A 13040-nucleotide genomic window follows, 5' to 3' on the forward strand; every position below is an offset into this window, starting at 1 on the left:
GCTACGCAGCCGAGCTGAGCAGATCCGCTGCGCTGGCCTTGAAGGGCAGTTCGGCATTGATCGCCTCAATCTGTTCGAGCTGCTCGGCATTGGCCTCCGGCAGCCAGCGGCGCACGATCGCCTCAAACCGTGGGTGATACCAGCGGTGCAGCGAGGCATGGGGGCGGGCCAGAAAGCCGCGGCGGCGCTTGTGGCTGCCGCCGGCACCGGGATCGAACTGCTGAATGCCGCGGCCGATCGCCCACTCAATCGGGGCGTAGTAGCAAACCTCGAAATGGAGATTGTCGATCTCCTCATCGCTGCCCCAGTAGCGGCCCCAGAGCTGCTGCTGGCTGTGCACACACAGCGACATCGCCACCGGCTGCTCGGGATCACCGCGGTGAGCGCTAAACAGCACCAGGTGCTGCCGCAGCGCTGCTGCGGCGTGATCAAAGAAGGCTTCTGTGAGGTATTTGCTGCCCCAGGGGCCCCAACGGGCGCAATGCTGCTCGTAGAAACCATGCATGCGGCTGAGCAAGGCCGGGGTGATTGCTTCCCCCACCACCGGTGTCACCTGTAGGCCAGCGGCTTGCACGGCCTTGCGCTCGCGTTTGATGTTGCGGCGCTGGTTGGCGTTGAAGCTGCTGAGGTAGGCCTCGAAATCGGCGTAGCCCTGGTTGCTCCACAGGCTCTGCTGATTCAGCCAGGTGGCGCACCCCGCCGCTTCCGCCAGCGGCTGCCAGGCCGGATCCACATACAGGAAGTTGCAGCTGAAAATCTGATGCTCGCGGCAGAAGGCATCGATCAGCTCCAGCATCAGCGCCGTGAGCGCTGCAGCGTCTTCGCCAGGAGCCGTGAAGAAGCGATAGCCCAGCACCGGGCTAACCGGGCTCATGCCCAGCAGCTTGGGGTAGTAGCGCTGGCCCAGCTGCGCCGCCAGCTGGGCGAACGACTGATCAAACACAAACTCGCCGTAGCTGTGGCCCTTGAGATACAGAGGAGCCGCCGCAATCAGGCGTTCGCCTTCCCACAGGCCGAGATGGCACGGCTGCCAACCCTGCCTTGGAACCACACTTCCACTGCGCTCCAGCCCCACCAGCCACGACCAGGAGTAAAAGGGGAGGGATTCCGCCGAAACCAAGGCATGCCATTGCGCCTCGGGGATCTCCGCCAGGGCGCGGTGCCAACGGGCCGTGAGCTCTGCCATCAACGCTGGGCGGCACTGCGCGGTGGGCTGGCCAAGCTAGGCACCGCGCGGCTGGCGGCGTCGCTCGCCGGGTTGAGCCTGATCAGCGGACATGGGGCCATCGCCCAGGCCGGGCTGCTGGAGCCGCTGCTGAACCTGATGCGGCCCCAGCTGGAATCGCGCATCACGGCGGCCTGTCAGCAGTGGGCCAGCGGCGGTGATCGCAGCCTGGAGGAGCGCATGGCGCCGCCCTGCCGGGCCCTGGCCGGCCCCACCAGCCGCTGCCTGATCGAGGAAACCGAGCGCAGCGGCCGCAGCTTCGGCGTGATGACGGAGCTGTTGGCAGGGCGCTTCGGCGACGACAGCGAAGTGGTGGTGAAACGTTGCGCAGGGCGACTGCTGGGTCTACCGGCCGAGAGCTTCATGGATGTGCCGATCCGCGATCTCGCGCGCCGCTTCAAAGCAGTAGCTGCGCCGGCCCTCAACCCCTGAGGCAGCGGTAGCGCAGCAGTAGTTCATCGCCTTCCAGCGGGCGTTGCTCCTGCAAGATCCAGCGGTTGGGATCGAGGCGCACCCCGTTGGGCAGCCAGCTGTGGGGGCCGCCCAAGAGCAGCGGGCACAGGGTGAGCTGCAGCTCATCCACCAACTGCTCCTGCAGCAGCGCACTGGCCAGCTCAGCGCCGCCCAGCAGCACCAAACGGTGCAGGCCCGCAGCAGCCAGAGCAATCAGGGCTTCGGGCCAGGCCACCAGCGGTATCGCGGCGTGAAAACCCGTGGGGGGAGGCATCTGGCCAGGCACCAGCAGCCAGCGCTGCAGCGGCTGGCTGAAAAACCGCAGCTGGGGATCGAATCCACCGCCGCGGCTCACCACCACAGCTGCCGGCTGATCAGGCCGCCCCTGGCGGCGGCGCTGCTCCAGCAGCGGGGACGCATGGATCAAACAGGTGCTGCCATGCAGGCGCAGTGTGCGGCCGCCGATCAGGCAAGCATCGGCCCAGGCGAGGGCCTCCTCCAGCACCTGGCGATCACCGCGGCCACCGATCTGGGCGGCACCACCGTCAGGCGGTGCCAGGCGGCCATCCAAGCTGACCGCCAGCACCAGGCGCAGTTCAGGCCGAGGCAAGGGCCTCAAGGGCCTGGGGTTGCATGCCGAGGGCCGGCACCTCAGCGAACACCTCAGCGGCGTTGTTGGGGCTCTCCTGCAGGCGCACCTTGTGGAGGCTGGCGCCGAGGCCAGCGATCGGAGCGCTGAGCAGATCGGCGATGTGCAGGGCGATGTTCTCCGCCGTAGGCACGGTGGTGGCGAAATGGGCTACGTCCTTGTTGAGGAAGGTGTGATCGAAGGGCTCCACCACCAGGTCGTCCACCAGGCCCTGCAAGGCGGTGAGGTCGCAGACCATGCCGGTGCGGGGATCGATAGCGCCGCGCACCGTCACCTCGAGCATGTAGTTGTGGCCGTGGCCGTGGGGCCGGGCGCACTTGCCGTAGATGGCGTCGTTCTCTTCGGGGCTCAGCTCGGGCCGTGCCAGGCGGTGGGCCGCCGCGAAATGGGTCTTGATGGTGAGGAACGCTTCCATGGAATCGCCGAGCACATCGGCCCAGAGCTTGTCGGTTTCGTAAAGGCGCAGCCCCATCAGGGGCAGGTGGGGCTGGAGGCGGCGCCAGATCGCCAGGGTGAGGGCTTCGGTGGTGGGCAGCATGCCGCCGCTCTGCTGCAGATCGAACTCCGGCCAGGCCTCGTTGAGGAAGCGGAAATCGAGCTGAGCGGTGACCTGCTCGCGGATGGCGTGCTTCACATCCGAGAGGTTGAGCACCATGCCGTCGGCATCGAGCGGGCCACCCATGGCCACGATCAGCTCGTAGTTGTGGCCGTGGCCGGGTGCCTGGCTGCAGGGGCCGAAGCGGGCTTGGTTCTCCTCAGCGCTGAGCTCGGGCAGCCAGTAGCGGTGGCTGGCACTGAAACAGGCGCGGCGGGTGATCACACACCCACGGCCTTGGCCATGGGCGGCATGGCTGCGCGGGGGAGCTGCTGCAGGAACGGCGGGCACCGGGCTCGCCGGAGGCGCCGCCACGGGGGGCGGAGTCATAGCTGCATCAAGCAAGGCCGCATCCTAGGAATGTGAACCGCTGCGCTGCCTCAGCACCGATGGCCCACCCGCATGCCGCCCTGCGCCAGCGCCTGGAGGGACTCAACCTCTATCTGGTGGGGATGATGGGCAGCGGCAAAAGCACCGCCGGCCGGCACCTGGCCGAACTGCTGGGGTACCGCTTTCTCGATGCCGACACCAGCATCGAGCAGGTTGCCGGCCGCAGCATCCCGGAGTTGTTCGCCAGCGAAGGCGAGGCGGGCTTTCGTGCACTGGAAGCCGCTGTGCTCAATCAGATCGCCAGCTGGCATTCGCTGGTGGTGGCCACCGGCGGCGGCGTGGTGACGAGGCCGGAGAACTGGGGCCAGCTGCACCAGGGTGTGGTGATCTGGCTGGATGCCCCCGATGCCCTGCTGCTGGAGCGGCTGAGCAGCGATCCCACCCCACGGCCCTTGCTTCAGGCCGATGATCCAGCGGCACGCCTGGCGACCCTGCTGGCCGAGCGCAAACCGCTCTATGCCCAGGCCGATCTGCACATCGCTCAAGACGGCCGCCCCGCGGATCAGGTGGCTGCCCAGATCCTCGAAGCACTTCCTGGCGTGTTGAAAGAACGCACGGCAGCCCCGCAGCACCGGCTGCAGGTGGTGAACGAAGCCGGTGACGTGAGCAGCTCGATCAACTAGCGGCCCGGCGGTTCCAACCGGATCGCAAACCACTGCACCACAACCCCTGGCTCGAGCTCGAGCTCACAAGCGGTTTCCAGCAGGCGCTGGGCCCGGGCCCCCGCATCCGGCAGAGAGAGCAGATCGGCTGGCAACGGATCCAGATGCTGCAGCTGTTGCGTGAGCCAGGCGAGAGTTTCTTCAGCGGTGAGCAGCTGCTGGGGGCGGCCAGGCTCCAGCACCACGTAATGATCCAGTTCTCGGATCAGCGGATCAGACATGGAGCCGGGGCGTAGCGCCAGGATCAGCGCAGCCTGCCACGCCTGTTCAGCCATGGAGATTGCACTGCTGCGTGGCTGCTGCCTGGCAGCGCTACTGCTGCTGCTGCAAACGCCGATGGCCCTGGCCGCCTCCGCTGCCGAGCCCTTAGAGCAGCGCCTGGCGAGCTGGCCAAGCTGGAGCCTGCCGGCACCGCTGCCGCGGCCCGGTCAGCGCGATTTGCTGTACCCGGAGTGGTTTGCGGGGCGCTGGCAGGCCACCAATCACGACCCCAGCGGCGCGGAACCCGATCTCCACTACGAGGTGCGCTTCAGCGCCAATCCCCAAGGCCAAGTGGTGGGCGATCGGGCCTTCAACGCCGCGGCCATCGGAGCCGCCCTGCTGGGGGATCAGCTGCTGCAGGTGCGCAACGATCCGCTGAACCCCAACCGTCAGCTGGCCTTGCTCGCCGGTGACCAGCGGCTGGAATCCACGGTGGTGGGGCGGCGCAGCGCTCAAACCAGCGAGCGCTGCTTCCTGGCCGACGAACTGGCTCTGCAGGTGGTGCATGGCCCTGGCGATCCGCGGGTGAGCCGCGTAGAAACCCTCAGCCGCTACCAGCTGGTGGGACCAGATCGCATCGAAGCCGAGCAATGGCAGGCCAGCTATGGCTCGCCGGCCGATGGGCTAGCCGGCGCGGCCCGGCGCAGCTGGCGGGGCCAGTTGGTGCTGGAACGCCTCGATCAGGGGCGCCCCACCTGAGTGCCGATCGCATCGCGCCACTGCCAGAGGGGCGCCAGTAGGGGGTCATCTGCCAGCCCTGGCACGCCGCGGCCTGCCAGGGGTGCTCCGGCACTGGCTGGAAACAGCAGCAGCGAGAGCTGAGCGACGACGGCCAGATCCGCCAGGCTGAGCTGATCGCCCACCAGATAGGGCTGCTGCTGCACCAGCACCGCCAGCTGCTCGAGGTTGGCGCGCAGCTGCTCAAGGCCGCCGTGATCGATCACCTGCCCCAGGCCACTGAGCACGCTGGAGGGCAGCGCCCCAACCAGGCTGCGCAGAGGGGCGGGGGTGGCATCAGGGAGCAGTCCGCCCCGCAGCACAGGATCGGCGGCCGCTGCCTGCACGAGGGCCAGCCGCACGCCGGCGGCCAGGGCGGTGTCGGCCCAGTCTTCAAGCAGCAGCACCTGAGCGCGTTGGATCGGATCCACGGGCAACAGGGCCGGCTGCGGCGTGTGGCGCTCCAGGTGTTGGGCGATGGCGCTGGAATCAGCAACCACGTTGGAGCCATCCACCAGCACCGGCACCTGCCGCTGCCCCGACAGGCGATAGAGCTCCAGTTGCCCCACCCCAGGGGTGACCTCAACCACGCTGTAGGGCAGGCCCTTGGCTGCCAGCACCAAACGCACCTTCTCGCAGAAGGCGGAGTGGCGGAACTGATGGAGCTCCAGCATCGGACCCTTTTCGCGGCAGAGTAGCCAGCACTCAACGGCCAGCGCCCGAGCCCCGATGCGGGATTTCTTCCTCAATGTGACGCGCTACCCGCGCTACCTGATCGCCTTTGGCCTGGGCGTGGCCAACTCGGTGCTCGAGCCCCTGGCCCAACGGCGCAGCAATCCGGTCACGGCCGTTGCCCTGGTGGGAGCGCTGGTGAGCGGTCTGCTGAGCCTGGGGCTGATCCTGCGTGCCATGGTGAGCACAGATGTGATCGCCTAGGCATGGCGCAGGGCAGGCGGGTGGAACGGGTGGCGGCCTCAATCCGCCGTGAGATCAGCGAGCTGTTGGTGAACGGGATCAAGGACGATCGCGTCAGCCTGGGCATGGTGAGCGTCACCAATGTGGAGGTGGCAGGCGATCTGCAGCACTGCAAGATCTTTGTGAGCGTCTATGGCGCCCCGGAGGTGCAGGATCAGGCTCTGGCCGGGCTGCGCTCAGCGGCGGGCTTTGTGAAAGGCGAATTGAGCCGCCGCCTCAACATGCGCCGCACACCGGAAGTGATCTTCCACCTGGATCGGGGCATCGAAAAAGGAACGTCGGTGCTGGGGCTGCTCAACCAACTGGAGCAGAAGCGTCAGGAACGGGGCGAGATCCCGGAGGGCACCGGCCAGATCGACGATGACCTCAGCTGAACTGCGCCGCCACTTGGCGCAGCTGCTGGTGGTGCGCGGCAGCGGCTTCAGCCGCGACAGCCAGCGCCGCTATCCCCGCTGGGAGCTCACCAATGCCGAGCTGAAGCAGCTGCTCGAGGTGGGCGTGGGCGGTGTGATCCTGCTGGGGGGCAGCGCCGAAGATCTGCGGCTGCGCTGCGCTCAACTGCAGCTCTGGGCTCAGCAGCCCCTGCTGCTCTGCGCCGACGTAGAGGAGGGCGTGGGCCAGCGCTTTGAAGGAGCCAGCTGGCTGGTGCCGCCCCTCGCTCTGGGGCGGCTGCATGGCCGAGATCCGGCGCGCGCTGTGGAGCTGGCGGAACGCTATGGCCGCTGCTGCGGCCGCCAGGCGCGGCTGCTGGGGCTCAACTGGGTGCTGGGGCCCGTGTGCGATGTGAACAACAACCCCGCCAACCCCGTGATCAACGTGCGGGCCTGGGGTGAAACCCCCGAGAGCGCGGGCGCGCTGGCGGCTGCGTTTGTGCGCGGCTGCCAGAGGGAGGGGGTGCTGGCCTGCGCCAAGCACTTCCCCGGCCATGGCGACACCAGCGCTGACTCCCACCTGGAGCTACCGCTGATCCCCCACAACCGTGAGCGCTTGGACACGGTGGAGCTGCCGCCTTTCCGCGCCGCTATCGCGGCGGATGTGGCCTCGGTAATGACAGCCCATCTGCAGCTACCAGCCCTCGACACCACCCATCCGGCCACCCTCTCGCCGGCCGTGCTCACCACCCTGCTGCGGCAGGACCTTGGCTTTACGGGCCTGGTGGTCACCGATGCGCTGGTGATGGACGCCATCACCAAGGCCTACGGCGCGGCTGAAGCGGCTGTGCTGGCCTTTGAAGCAGGCGCCGATCTGATCTTGATGCCCGCCGATGCCAGCGCCGCCCTGGATGGCTTGGCAGCAGCTGTGGAGAGCGGGCGCATCAGCCAGGCCCGCGTGCAGGCCAGCCTGGAGCGGCGCAGGGCTGCCCTGCAGCGCTGCCGTCCTCCGGGTTCAGCGAGCCTGAACGTGGTGGTGCAGGAGCTCAACACACTCGTGGCAGACGAGGAGCGCGCGCTCGCCCATGTGCTGCTGGAGCTAAGCCTGGAGCGGCAAGGCGGCTCGGTGCCAGCCGCGGAGGTTGGCGTGAACCTGATCCGGCTTGACAGCCAAGTGAATGCCCCGCAGCTGCCGGCCATGGCACCGGCGCTGCTGCGGCCGGCAGCCCAGGGCTATCAGCCCGTGCTGCTCGATGGCCGCAGCCCGAGCCCCTGGAGCGGCAACGCAGACGCACCGCTGGCACTGGATCGCCTAGGGAGCGGCCCGGTGCTGCTGCAGCTGCTGGTGCGCGGCAATCCCTTCCGCGGCAGTGCGGGCGGCGATGAACCCTGGCCGCAGGTGGTGCTGCAGCTGCTGGCGGCAGGACGGCTGGCGGGGCTGGCGGTGTATGGCAGCCCCTACCTCTGGGAGCAGCTGCGCACGCTGCTGCCGCCGGAGCTGCCGGCGGCCTACAGCCCAGGCCAGATGCCGCAGGCCCAGGCCGTGGTGCTCGAGGCTCTGGGGCTGACGGCGGCCGCCCTGGAGGGAGGCTTCACCGACTGAGCAAGCAAGCCGCGCCCTGCCACTAGCCTCAGGCCGCCTGCTCCGCCGCCATGCTCAGCCTCTCCATGATCGTGCGCGATGAAGCGGCGCAGATCGAAGACTGCCTGCGCTCGGTGCAGGGCTTCGTGGACGAGATGGTGGTGGTGGACACCGGCTCCACCGACAACACCGTGGCCCTGGCGCAAGCGATGGGGGCGCGGGTGGAGCGGATCGAGTGGCCGGGCGACTTCGCCCCGGCCCGCAACCAGGCCCTTCAATGGGTGAGCGGCGACTGGGTGCTGGTGCTCGATGCCGATGAGCGCCTGCGACCAGAAGCCATGGCGCCGCTGCGGGCCCTGATGGCGCAACCGGATGTGCTGCTGATCAACCTGCTGCGCCACGAGCGCGGGGCGGTGCAATCGCCTTACTCGAATGTGAGCCGCCTGTTCCGCCGCCACCCGGCGATCCGCTGGAGCCGCGCTTACCACTCGATGGTGGACGACAGCGTGGCTGAACTGCTCCAGCAGGACAGCCACTGGCGCATCGCCGACTGCCCCGAACCCGCCCTGCTGCACGACGGCTACCGGCCGGAGCTGCTGGCCCAGGGCAACAAGCCCCAGCGGCTGCGCGAGGCGATGGAAGCCGAGCTGCTGGAGCGGCCGGGTGATCCCTACGCCTGCGCCAAGCTCGGCAGCCTGGAGGTGGCGGAAGGCAACCTGGAGCGCGGCACGGCGCTGCTGCGCCAAGGGCTGGCGCAGTGCACGGCCGAAGCGCACCCCGAGCGCTATGAGCTCCTGCTGCATCTGGCCCTGGCCGAAGCAGCGCGCGATCCCGCCGCTGCGGTGGCCCTCTATCGAGAAGCCCTGGCGCTGCCGCTGGCACCGCGCCTGAACCTCGCCGCCCGGCTCAACCTGGCGGCCCTGCTGCTCCAGCAGGGTCAACCGCAAGAGGCCGAAGCGCTCTGCCAACGAGCCACTGCCGCGGCCCCTGAGATCAGCCTGGGCTGGTACAACCTTGGCCTGATTCGCCGCCGCCTCGGCGACATCGCCGGTGCCCTGGAGGCCTACCGCGAAGCACGGCGGCTCCAGCCCGAGCACGCGGAAACCCATCAGAACCTGGCGGTAGCGCTGCTGCTCGGCGGCGACATCGATGGCGCCCGCAGCAGCTTCCGCCAGGCGATCGCGCTGCTCAACCAGCAGGGCCGCAACGGCGAAGCCGCTCAACTGCGCCAGCAGGCCGGGGCGATGGTGAAGCTGGAGGGCTGAGCCAGATGCCAACCACCACGCCCCTGCAGGGACGCACCATCGCCGTCACCCGGGCGGAGCAGCAGCTGGGCGAGGCACGGCGCCTGTTTGAGCAGGCCGGGGCCACGGTGCTGGATCTGCCGGCGCTGGTGATCGGTCCACCGGATGAATGGGGCCCGCTCGATGACGCCCTGGCCGAGCTGGATGAATTCCACTGGCTGGTGGTGTCCAGCAGCAACGGCGTGGATGCGGTGGAGCAGCGGCTCCAACGGCTGGGGGGCAGCCTCGCCCGCCGCCCCCAGAGCCTGAAAATCGCCGCCGTGGGCCGCAAAACAGCGGCGCGGCTTGAAGCGCTTGGGGCACCGGCGGATTTCGTGCCGCCCCAATTTGTGGCCGACAGCCTGATCGATCACTTCCCGGTGTCGGGCTGGGGCCTACGGCTGCTGCTGCCGCGGGTGCAGAGCGGCGGCCGCACGGTGCTGGCCGAAGCCTTCGGTGAAGCGGGTGCTCGGGTGGTGGAGGTGGCCGCCTATGAATCGCGCTGCCCTGCAGCGCTGCCACCAGCAACCGCCGCGGCCCTGGCCGCCGGTGCCGTGGATGCGATCACCTTCAGCAGCGGCAAAACTGTGCAGCACACCGCCCAGTTGCTGGAGCAGCACTTTGGTGCGCCATGGCCGGAGCAGTTGAGCGGGGTGGCCTTGGTGTCGATCGGGCCGCAAACAAGCCACACCTGCCGCGCCCAGCTGGGCCGCGTGGACAGCGAAGCCAATCCCCACGACCTCGACGGCCTGGTGGCGGCCTGCGCTCAAGCGTTGGAGGGGCGGCCGCTCAGAGGTTGAACACCCGGCGCTGACCGGCCTGGTTGAGCACCAAACGACCACTGGCCACATCAATGCTGGTGACCGACCAATCAGCCGGGAGCAACGCCGGCAGCCCGGAACCAACGCAAACACCGCGGCGCCCCACACACACCGCCCCGCTCTGGTCCCCCACCTGCACCAAGGCCTGGGCCTGACCGGCACTGCGGATCACGCCGGTGAAGCGCAGGTCGCCAGCCGAAGCACCGCCTGGAGCGGCTGCTTTCGCCTGGGGCAAAGGGGCAAAGGGATCGAGGCGGCCGGTGGGTAGCGCTGCCACCACCTGCTGCGGTGTGGGCAACGGCGTGAACCCAGCCGCCGGCGTGGGCTCGGCTGCAGCAGGTTGTTCAGCGGCTGCAGGCTTGGGGTTCGGGGGCGGCAGGCTGATGGTTTCAGGCCCCGAACTGGAAGCGCAGGCGGTGAGGGCAGGCAGCACAGCAAGCCCGCTGAGCCAGCTGCAACACGCGCGGCGGCCGCTCAGAACGCGGCGGTGATCGGTGGCGTCATCCCTGCTGCTGGCCATACCCGCTCTGCACGAGATCGCGGAAGCGGTCCAGGTTGGCCTGGAGCTCCTTGGTCACGATCCCCCCCAGGATGGAGGGTTCCATCAAGGGTGCCAACACCCCCGGCAGCTCGTAGCTCACGGTGAGCTTCACAGCCGTGAGATCAGGCCCTTGGGGATAGAAGCGAACAGCGCCTTTCGTGGGCAGCCCACCGACAGATTCCCAATGCAGCTGCTGTGCCTCCACCCGCTGGGTGATGCGGGCCTTCCAGTGGAAGCGAAAGCCCTGGGCGGCGAGGGTCCAATCGGTGAGGTCGGGATCGCCGGGTTCGGTCACCACCGATTCGATCCAGTTCATCCAGCGGGGCATAGCCTCGAGATCACTCCACACCTCCCACACCCGCTGGGCTGAGGCCTGCACCTCCGTGGTGACGCTGTGTTCAAGCCAACGGCCCATGGGAATCAAGCGAGGGGGTGATCAGGCTGAGGTGATCAAGCCACAGCCGCATTGGTGGCCAGCTCGGCCTTCCTGCCCAGGATGGCGGCAGCGGCCAGGCGTCCGCTCATGGTGGCGCCTTCCATCGAATCGATGTAGTCCTGTTTGGTGTAGCTACCGGCCAGGAAGAAGTTGCCCACAGGCGTGGCCTGATCGGGGCGATAGGGCTCCATACCCGGCGCCTCGCGATACAGCGACTGGGCCAGCTTCACCACGTTGCTCCACACCAACTTGAGGTTGCGGGCTGAGGGGAAGAGGCGGCGCACCTGCTCATCGGTGGCGGCCACGATCTCCTCGGTTTTCTTAGGGATCCAGGGATCGCCGGGGGTGAGCACGCACTGCAGCAGGGAGCCCACGCCCTCTTTGCGGTAATCCACCGGGCTGGCCAGAGCCAGATCGGCGAAGCAGCTGAAATCGGCGTCGGCGGTGTAGAGCAGGTTGTCGAGGCCGGCGGGGCGCTCCACATCGCGGCGGGCAGCCTCCTCGAGGGCACCATCGCCGAGTTCGGTGACCCAGCCGTCGTAGCGGAGCTGCACCGTGGCCACCGGCACCGCTTCGAGTTTGTAGAGGTTGTCGAACAGGGGCCAGCGGCGCCAGGTTTCCGGGATCATCCGCTGGATGCCGGGCACATCGCAGGCAGCGAGGTAGGCATCGGCCTTCACCTCAATGTCGCCATCGGGAGTGCCGAGCTTGAGGCCACTCACCTGGGTGCTGGGCTGGCCATCGGTGCCGGCGGCACCCTCTTCAAACATCACCTCGGTGACGCGGTGGCGCAGGTGCAGCTGGCCGCCGCGCTGCTGGATGTAGTCGAAGATCGGGCCGGTGAGCCAGCGGTGCGGCGAACCCTTGAGCAGGTTGAGCTTGGAAGCCTCGGTTTTGGCCGCGAACATCATGAAGATGGTGAGCATGCAGCGGGCCGAGATCGCCTTGCAATCGATGAAGCCGAGGGCGTAAGCGATCGGATTCCACATCCGCTTGATGCTCTGCTCGCTGCCGCCGTGGCCGAGGAACCACTGCTGGAAGCTGATGCGATCGAGATCGCGGATCACCTTCATCGCCCCCTCGTAATCCACCAGACCACGCACGATCGGGCTGGTGCCCAGGGCCAGGGCATTGCGGAGCTTGTCGAGCCAGTCGAGCTGGGGGGTGGTGAAGAACGCTTTGAGGCCGTTGAAGGGGGCACCGAGAGCGAAGCGGAAATCCAGCTCCCGCAGATCGCCACCGGTGTTCACAAACAGGTGGGTGTGATCTTTGGGCAGCAGGTTGTCGATCGCGCCCACCTTGCGCAGCAGGGCAAAAAGGTTGGCGTAGTTAAAGAAGAAGACATGCAGCCCCATCTCGATGTGGTTGCCGCCTTCATCCACCCAGCTGCCCACCTTGCCGCCCATGAACGGCCGGGCTTCGTAGAGGTCCACCTGATGGCCGGCATCCACCAGATCCACCGCCGCCGCCAACCCGGCCAGACCCGAACCCACGATGGCGACGCGCACCCTGCTGCTCCCACGGAATGGGCACGACTCTATGGAGACGCCCACCGGAGCGGCAGGTGTGGGTTGTGCTCCATACGATGGGGTGATCAGGCCAGGGCCTTCCGATGACCAGCGATACCGCTACAGCCACCACAGCCGACGCCCCCGTCGCCCAGGCCACCCACACCGGCCGCGACGGCAAAGGCATTCAGATCACTGAAAGCGCCATGAAGCAGCTGGCCACACTGCTGCCCGCCCAGGGCGAGGGCAAGGTGCTGCGGGTGGGCGTGCGCTCCGGCGGCTGCAGCGGCATGAGCTACACGATGGATTTCATCGATGCCGCTGAGATCGAGGCCGACGACGAGCGCTACATCTACGAGCCCGCCGGTGCCCCCAGCTTCACGGTGGTGAGCGATCCCAAGAGCCTCCTTTACATCTATGGAATGCAGCTGGATTTCTCCAACGCCCTGATCGGCGGCGGCTTCAACTTCACCAACCCCAACGCCACCCAAACCTGCGGCTGCGGCAGCTCGTTTGCGGTGTGAGTGGCCTTGGCCGCCCGGGTGCGAATCTGAGGGCACGACCAGGCCTG

General features: G+C 67.9%; 17 protein-coding genes. 9 read left to right on the forward strand and 8 right to left on the reverse strand.

Features of this window, described 5'->3' with window-relative positions:
* Window position 1: 1 nt before the first annotated feature.
* The gene (locus H9532_RS06615) at window positions 2-1186 is read right to left on the reverse strand and encodes a GNAT family N-acetyltransferase (protein ID WP_296366736.1); all 1185 of its coding nucleotides are present in this window, start codon (window positions 1184-1186) and stop codon (window positions 2-4) included.
* On the opposite strand from H9532_RS06615, the gene H9532_RS06620 reads away from it, so the two are divergent.
* A complete protein-coding gene (locus tag H9532_RS06620; protein WP_296366738.1) occupies window positions 1160-1657 on the forward strand; it encodes a hypothetical protein in 498 nt (165 codons plus the stop codon). The two genes, H9532_RS06615 and H9532_RS06620, sit on opposite strands and share 27 nt — an antisense overlap.
* On the opposite strand, the gene H9532_RS06625 is transcribed toward H9532_RS06620, so the two are convergent.
* Both H9532_RS06625 and H9532_RS06630 read right to left on the reverse strand, forming a co-directional pair.
* Window positions 1647-2288, reverse strand: a complete 642-nt coding sequence (locus tag H9532_RS06625; RefSeq protein ID WP_296366740.1) for a dihydrofolate reductase family protein — start codon at window positions 2286-2288, stop codon at window positions 1647-1649. The two genes, H9532_RS06620 and H9532_RS06625, sit on opposite strands and share 11 nt — an antisense overlap.
* Window positions 2275-3147, reverse strand: a complete 873-nt coding sequence (locus H9532_RS06630; protein ID WP_296366834.1) for a 6-carboxytetrahydropterin synthase — start codon at window positions 3145-3147, stop codon at window positions 2275-2277. The genes H9532_RS06625 and H9532_RS06630 overlap by 14 nt, the downstream gene beginning before the upstream one ends.
* Window positions 3148-3311: 164 nt before the next feature.
* Between H9532_RS06630 and H9532_RS06635 the strand changes: the two genes are divergently transcribed.
* A complete protein-coding gene (locus H9532_RS06635; protein WP_296366742.1) occupies window positions 3312-3935 on the forward strand; it encodes a shikimate kinase in 624 nt (207 codons plus the stop codon).
* Here the strand turns inward: H9532_RS06635 and H9532_RS06640 are convergent.
* Window positions 3932-4195 (reverse strand): chlororespiratory reduction protein 7, encoded by a 264-nt coding sequence (locus H9532_RS06640; protein WP_296366836.1) that lies wholly within the window; start codon window positions 4193-4195, stop codon window positions 3932-3934. The genes H9532_RS06635 and H9532_RS06640 overlap by 4 nt on opposite strands.
* Window positions 4196-4247: 52 nt before the next feature.
* On the opposite strand from H9532_RS06640, the gene H9532_RS06645 reads away from it, so the two are divergent.
* On the forward strand, window positions 4248-4934 hold the full coding sequence (locus H9532_RS06645; protein ID WP_296366746.1) for a DUF6816 family protein: 687 nt from the start codon (window positions 4248-4250) through the stop codon (window positions 4932-4934).
* On the opposite strand, the gene H9532_RS06650 is transcribed toward H9532_RS06645, so the two are convergent.
* Entirely contained in the window at window positions 4916-5626 is a 711-nt protein-coding gene (locus H9532_RS06650) for a glutathione S-transferase family protein (RefSeq protein ID WP_296366748.1), read from the reverse strand. The two genes, H9532_RS06645 and H9532_RS06650, sit on opposite strands and share 19 nt — an antisense overlap.
* Window positions 5627-5681: 55 nt before the next feature.
* Between H9532_RS06650 and H9532_RS06655 the strand changes: the two genes are divergently transcribed.
* The 5 genes from H9532_RS06655 to H9532_RS06675 are packed head-to-tail and all read left to right on the forward strand — an operon-like array spanning window position 5682 to window position 9963.
* Window positions 5682-5888 carry a DUF751 family protein gene (locus H9532_RS06655; protein WP_296366750.1) on the forward strand — a complete coding sequence of 69 codons (207 nt, stop codon included), beginning with the start codon at window positions 5682-5684 and terminating at the stop codon, window positions 5886-5888.
* 2 nt (window positions 5889-5890) lie between these two features.
* On the forward strand, window positions 5891-6301 hold the full coding sequence (rbfA, locus tag H9532_RS06660; protein WP_296366751.1) for a 30S ribosome-binding factor RbfA: 411 nt from the start codon (window positions 5891-5893) through the stop codon (window positions 6299-6301).
* Window positions 6288-7901: a glycoside hydrolase family 3 N-terminal domain-containing protein gene (locus H9532_RS06665; protein WP_296366753.1), complete on the forward strand. Its 1614-nt coding sequence runs from the start codon at window positions 6288-6290 to the stop codon at window positions 7899-7901. Before rbfA ends, H9532_RS06665 begins: the two co-directional genes overlap by 14 nt.
* A 50-nt stretch (window positions 7902-7951) precedes the next feature.
* The gene (locus tag H9532_RS06670) at window positions 7952-9145 is read left to right on the forward strand and encodes a glycosyltransferase (protein WP_296366756.1); all 1194 of its coding nucleotides are present in this window, start codon (window positions 7952-7954) and stop codon (window positions 9143-9145) included.
* A 5-nt stretch (window positions 9146-9150) separates the two neighbouring features.
* Complete coding sequence (locus H9532_RS06675) at window positions 9151-9963, forward strand: uroporphyrinogen-III synthase (RefSeq protein WP_296366758.1); 813 nt, start codon at window positions 9151-9153, stop codon at window positions 9961-9963.
* Here the strand turns inward: H9532_RS06675 and H9532_RS06680 are convergent.
* From H9532_RS06680 to zds, 3 genes are read right to left on the reverse strand one after another with little or no spacing between them, the layout of a single operon-like run.
* Window positions 9953-10504, reverse strand: a complete 552-nt coding sequence (locus H9532_RS06680) for a hypothetical protein (RefSeq protein ID WP_296366760.1) — start codon at window positions 10502-10504, stop codon at window positions 9953-9955. The genes H9532_RS06675 and H9532_RS06680 overlap by 11 nt on opposite strands.
* Window positions 10485-10940 carry an SRPBCC family protein gene (locus tag H9532_RS06685; protein ID WP_296366762.1) on the reverse strand — a complete coding sequence of 152 codons (456 nt, stop codon included), beginning with the start codon at window positions 10938-10940 and terminating at the stop codon, window positions 10485-10487. Before H9532_RS06685 ends, H9532_RS06680 begins: the two co-directional genes overlap by 20 nt.
* Before the next feature lie 35 nt (window positions 10941-10975).
* The gene (gene zds, locus H9532_RS06690; RefSeq protein WP_296366764.1) at window positions 10976-12469 is read right to left on the reverse strand and encodes a 9,9'-di-cis-zeta-carotene desaturase; all 1494 of its coding nucleotides are present in this window, start codon (window positions 12467-12469) and stop codon (window positions 10976-10978) included.
* 104 nt (window positions 12470-12573) lie between these two features.
* Here zds and H9532_RS06695 point away from each other — a divergent pair, with 104 nt between their 5' ends.
* The gene (locus tag H9532_RS06695) at window positions 12574-12993 is read left to right on the forward strand and encodes an iron-sulfur cluster assembly accessory protein (protein ID WP_296366771.1); all 420 of its coding nucleotides are present in this window, start codon (window positions 12574-12576) and stop codon (window positions 12991-12993) included.
* Window positions 12994-13040 lie beyond the last annotated feature (47 nt).

This window comes from Vulcanococcus sp. Clear-D1 (assembly GCF_014654725.1).
Taxonomy (GTDB): domain Bacteria; phylum Cyanobacteriota; class Cyanobacteriia; order PCC-6307; family Cyanobiaceae; genus Vulcanococcus.

Bases quoted from the DNA above. Each gene is read 5' to 3' on its own strand.
- H9532_RS06615 (WP_296366736.1), bottom strand. From the start codon at position 1,186: ATGGCAGAGCTCACGGCCCGTTGGCACCGCGCCCTGGCGGAGATCCCC.
- H9532_RS06635 (WP_296366742.1), top strand. From the start codon at position 3,312: ATGGCCCACCCGCATGCCGCCCTGCGCCAGCGCCTGGAGGGACTCAAC.
- H9532_RS06640 (WP_296366836.1), bottom strand. From the start codon at position 4,195: ATGTCTGATCCGCTGATCCGAGAACTGGATCATTACGTGGTGCTGGAG.
- H9532_RS06645 (WP_296366746.1), top strand. From the start codon at position 4,248: ATGGAGATTGCACTGCTGCGTGGCTGCTGCCTGGCAGCGCTACTGCTG.
- H9532_RS06650 (WP_296366748.1), bottom strand. From the start codon at position 5,626: ATGCTGGAGCTCCATCAGTTCCGCCACTCCGCCTTCTGCGAGAAGGTG.
- H9532_RS06655 (WP_296366750.1), top strand. From the start codon at position 5,682: ATGCGGGATTTCTTCCTCAATGTGACGCGCTACCCGCGCTACCTGATC.
- rbfA (WP_296366751.1), top strand. From the start codon at position 5,891: ATGGCGCAGGGCAGGCGGGTGGAACGGGTGGCGGCCTCAATCCGCCGT.
- H9532_RS06665 (WP_296366753.1), top strand. From the start codon at position 6,288: ATGACCTCAGCTGAACTGCGCCGCCACTTGGCGCAGCTGCTGGTGGTG.
- H9532_RS06670 (WP_296366756.1), top strand. From the start codon at position 7,952: ATGCTCAGCCTCTCCATGATCGTGCGCGATGAAGCGGCGCAGATCGAA.
- H9532_RS06675 (WP_296366758.1), top strand. From the start codon at position 9,151: ATGCCAACCACCACGCCCCTGCAGGGACGCACCATCGCCGTCACCCGG.
- H9532_RS06680 (WP_296366760.1), bottom strand. From the start codon at position 10,504: ATGGCCAGCAGCAGGGATGACGCCACCGATCACCGCCGCGTTCTGAGC.
- H9532_RS06685 (WP_296366762.1), bottom strand. From the start codon at position 10,940: ATGGGCCGTTGGCTTGAACACAGCGTCACCACGGAGGTGCAGGCCTCA.
- H9532_RS06695 (WP_296366771.1), top strand. From the start codon at position 12,574: ATGACCAGCGATACCGCTACAGCCACCACAGCCGACGCCCCCGTCGCC.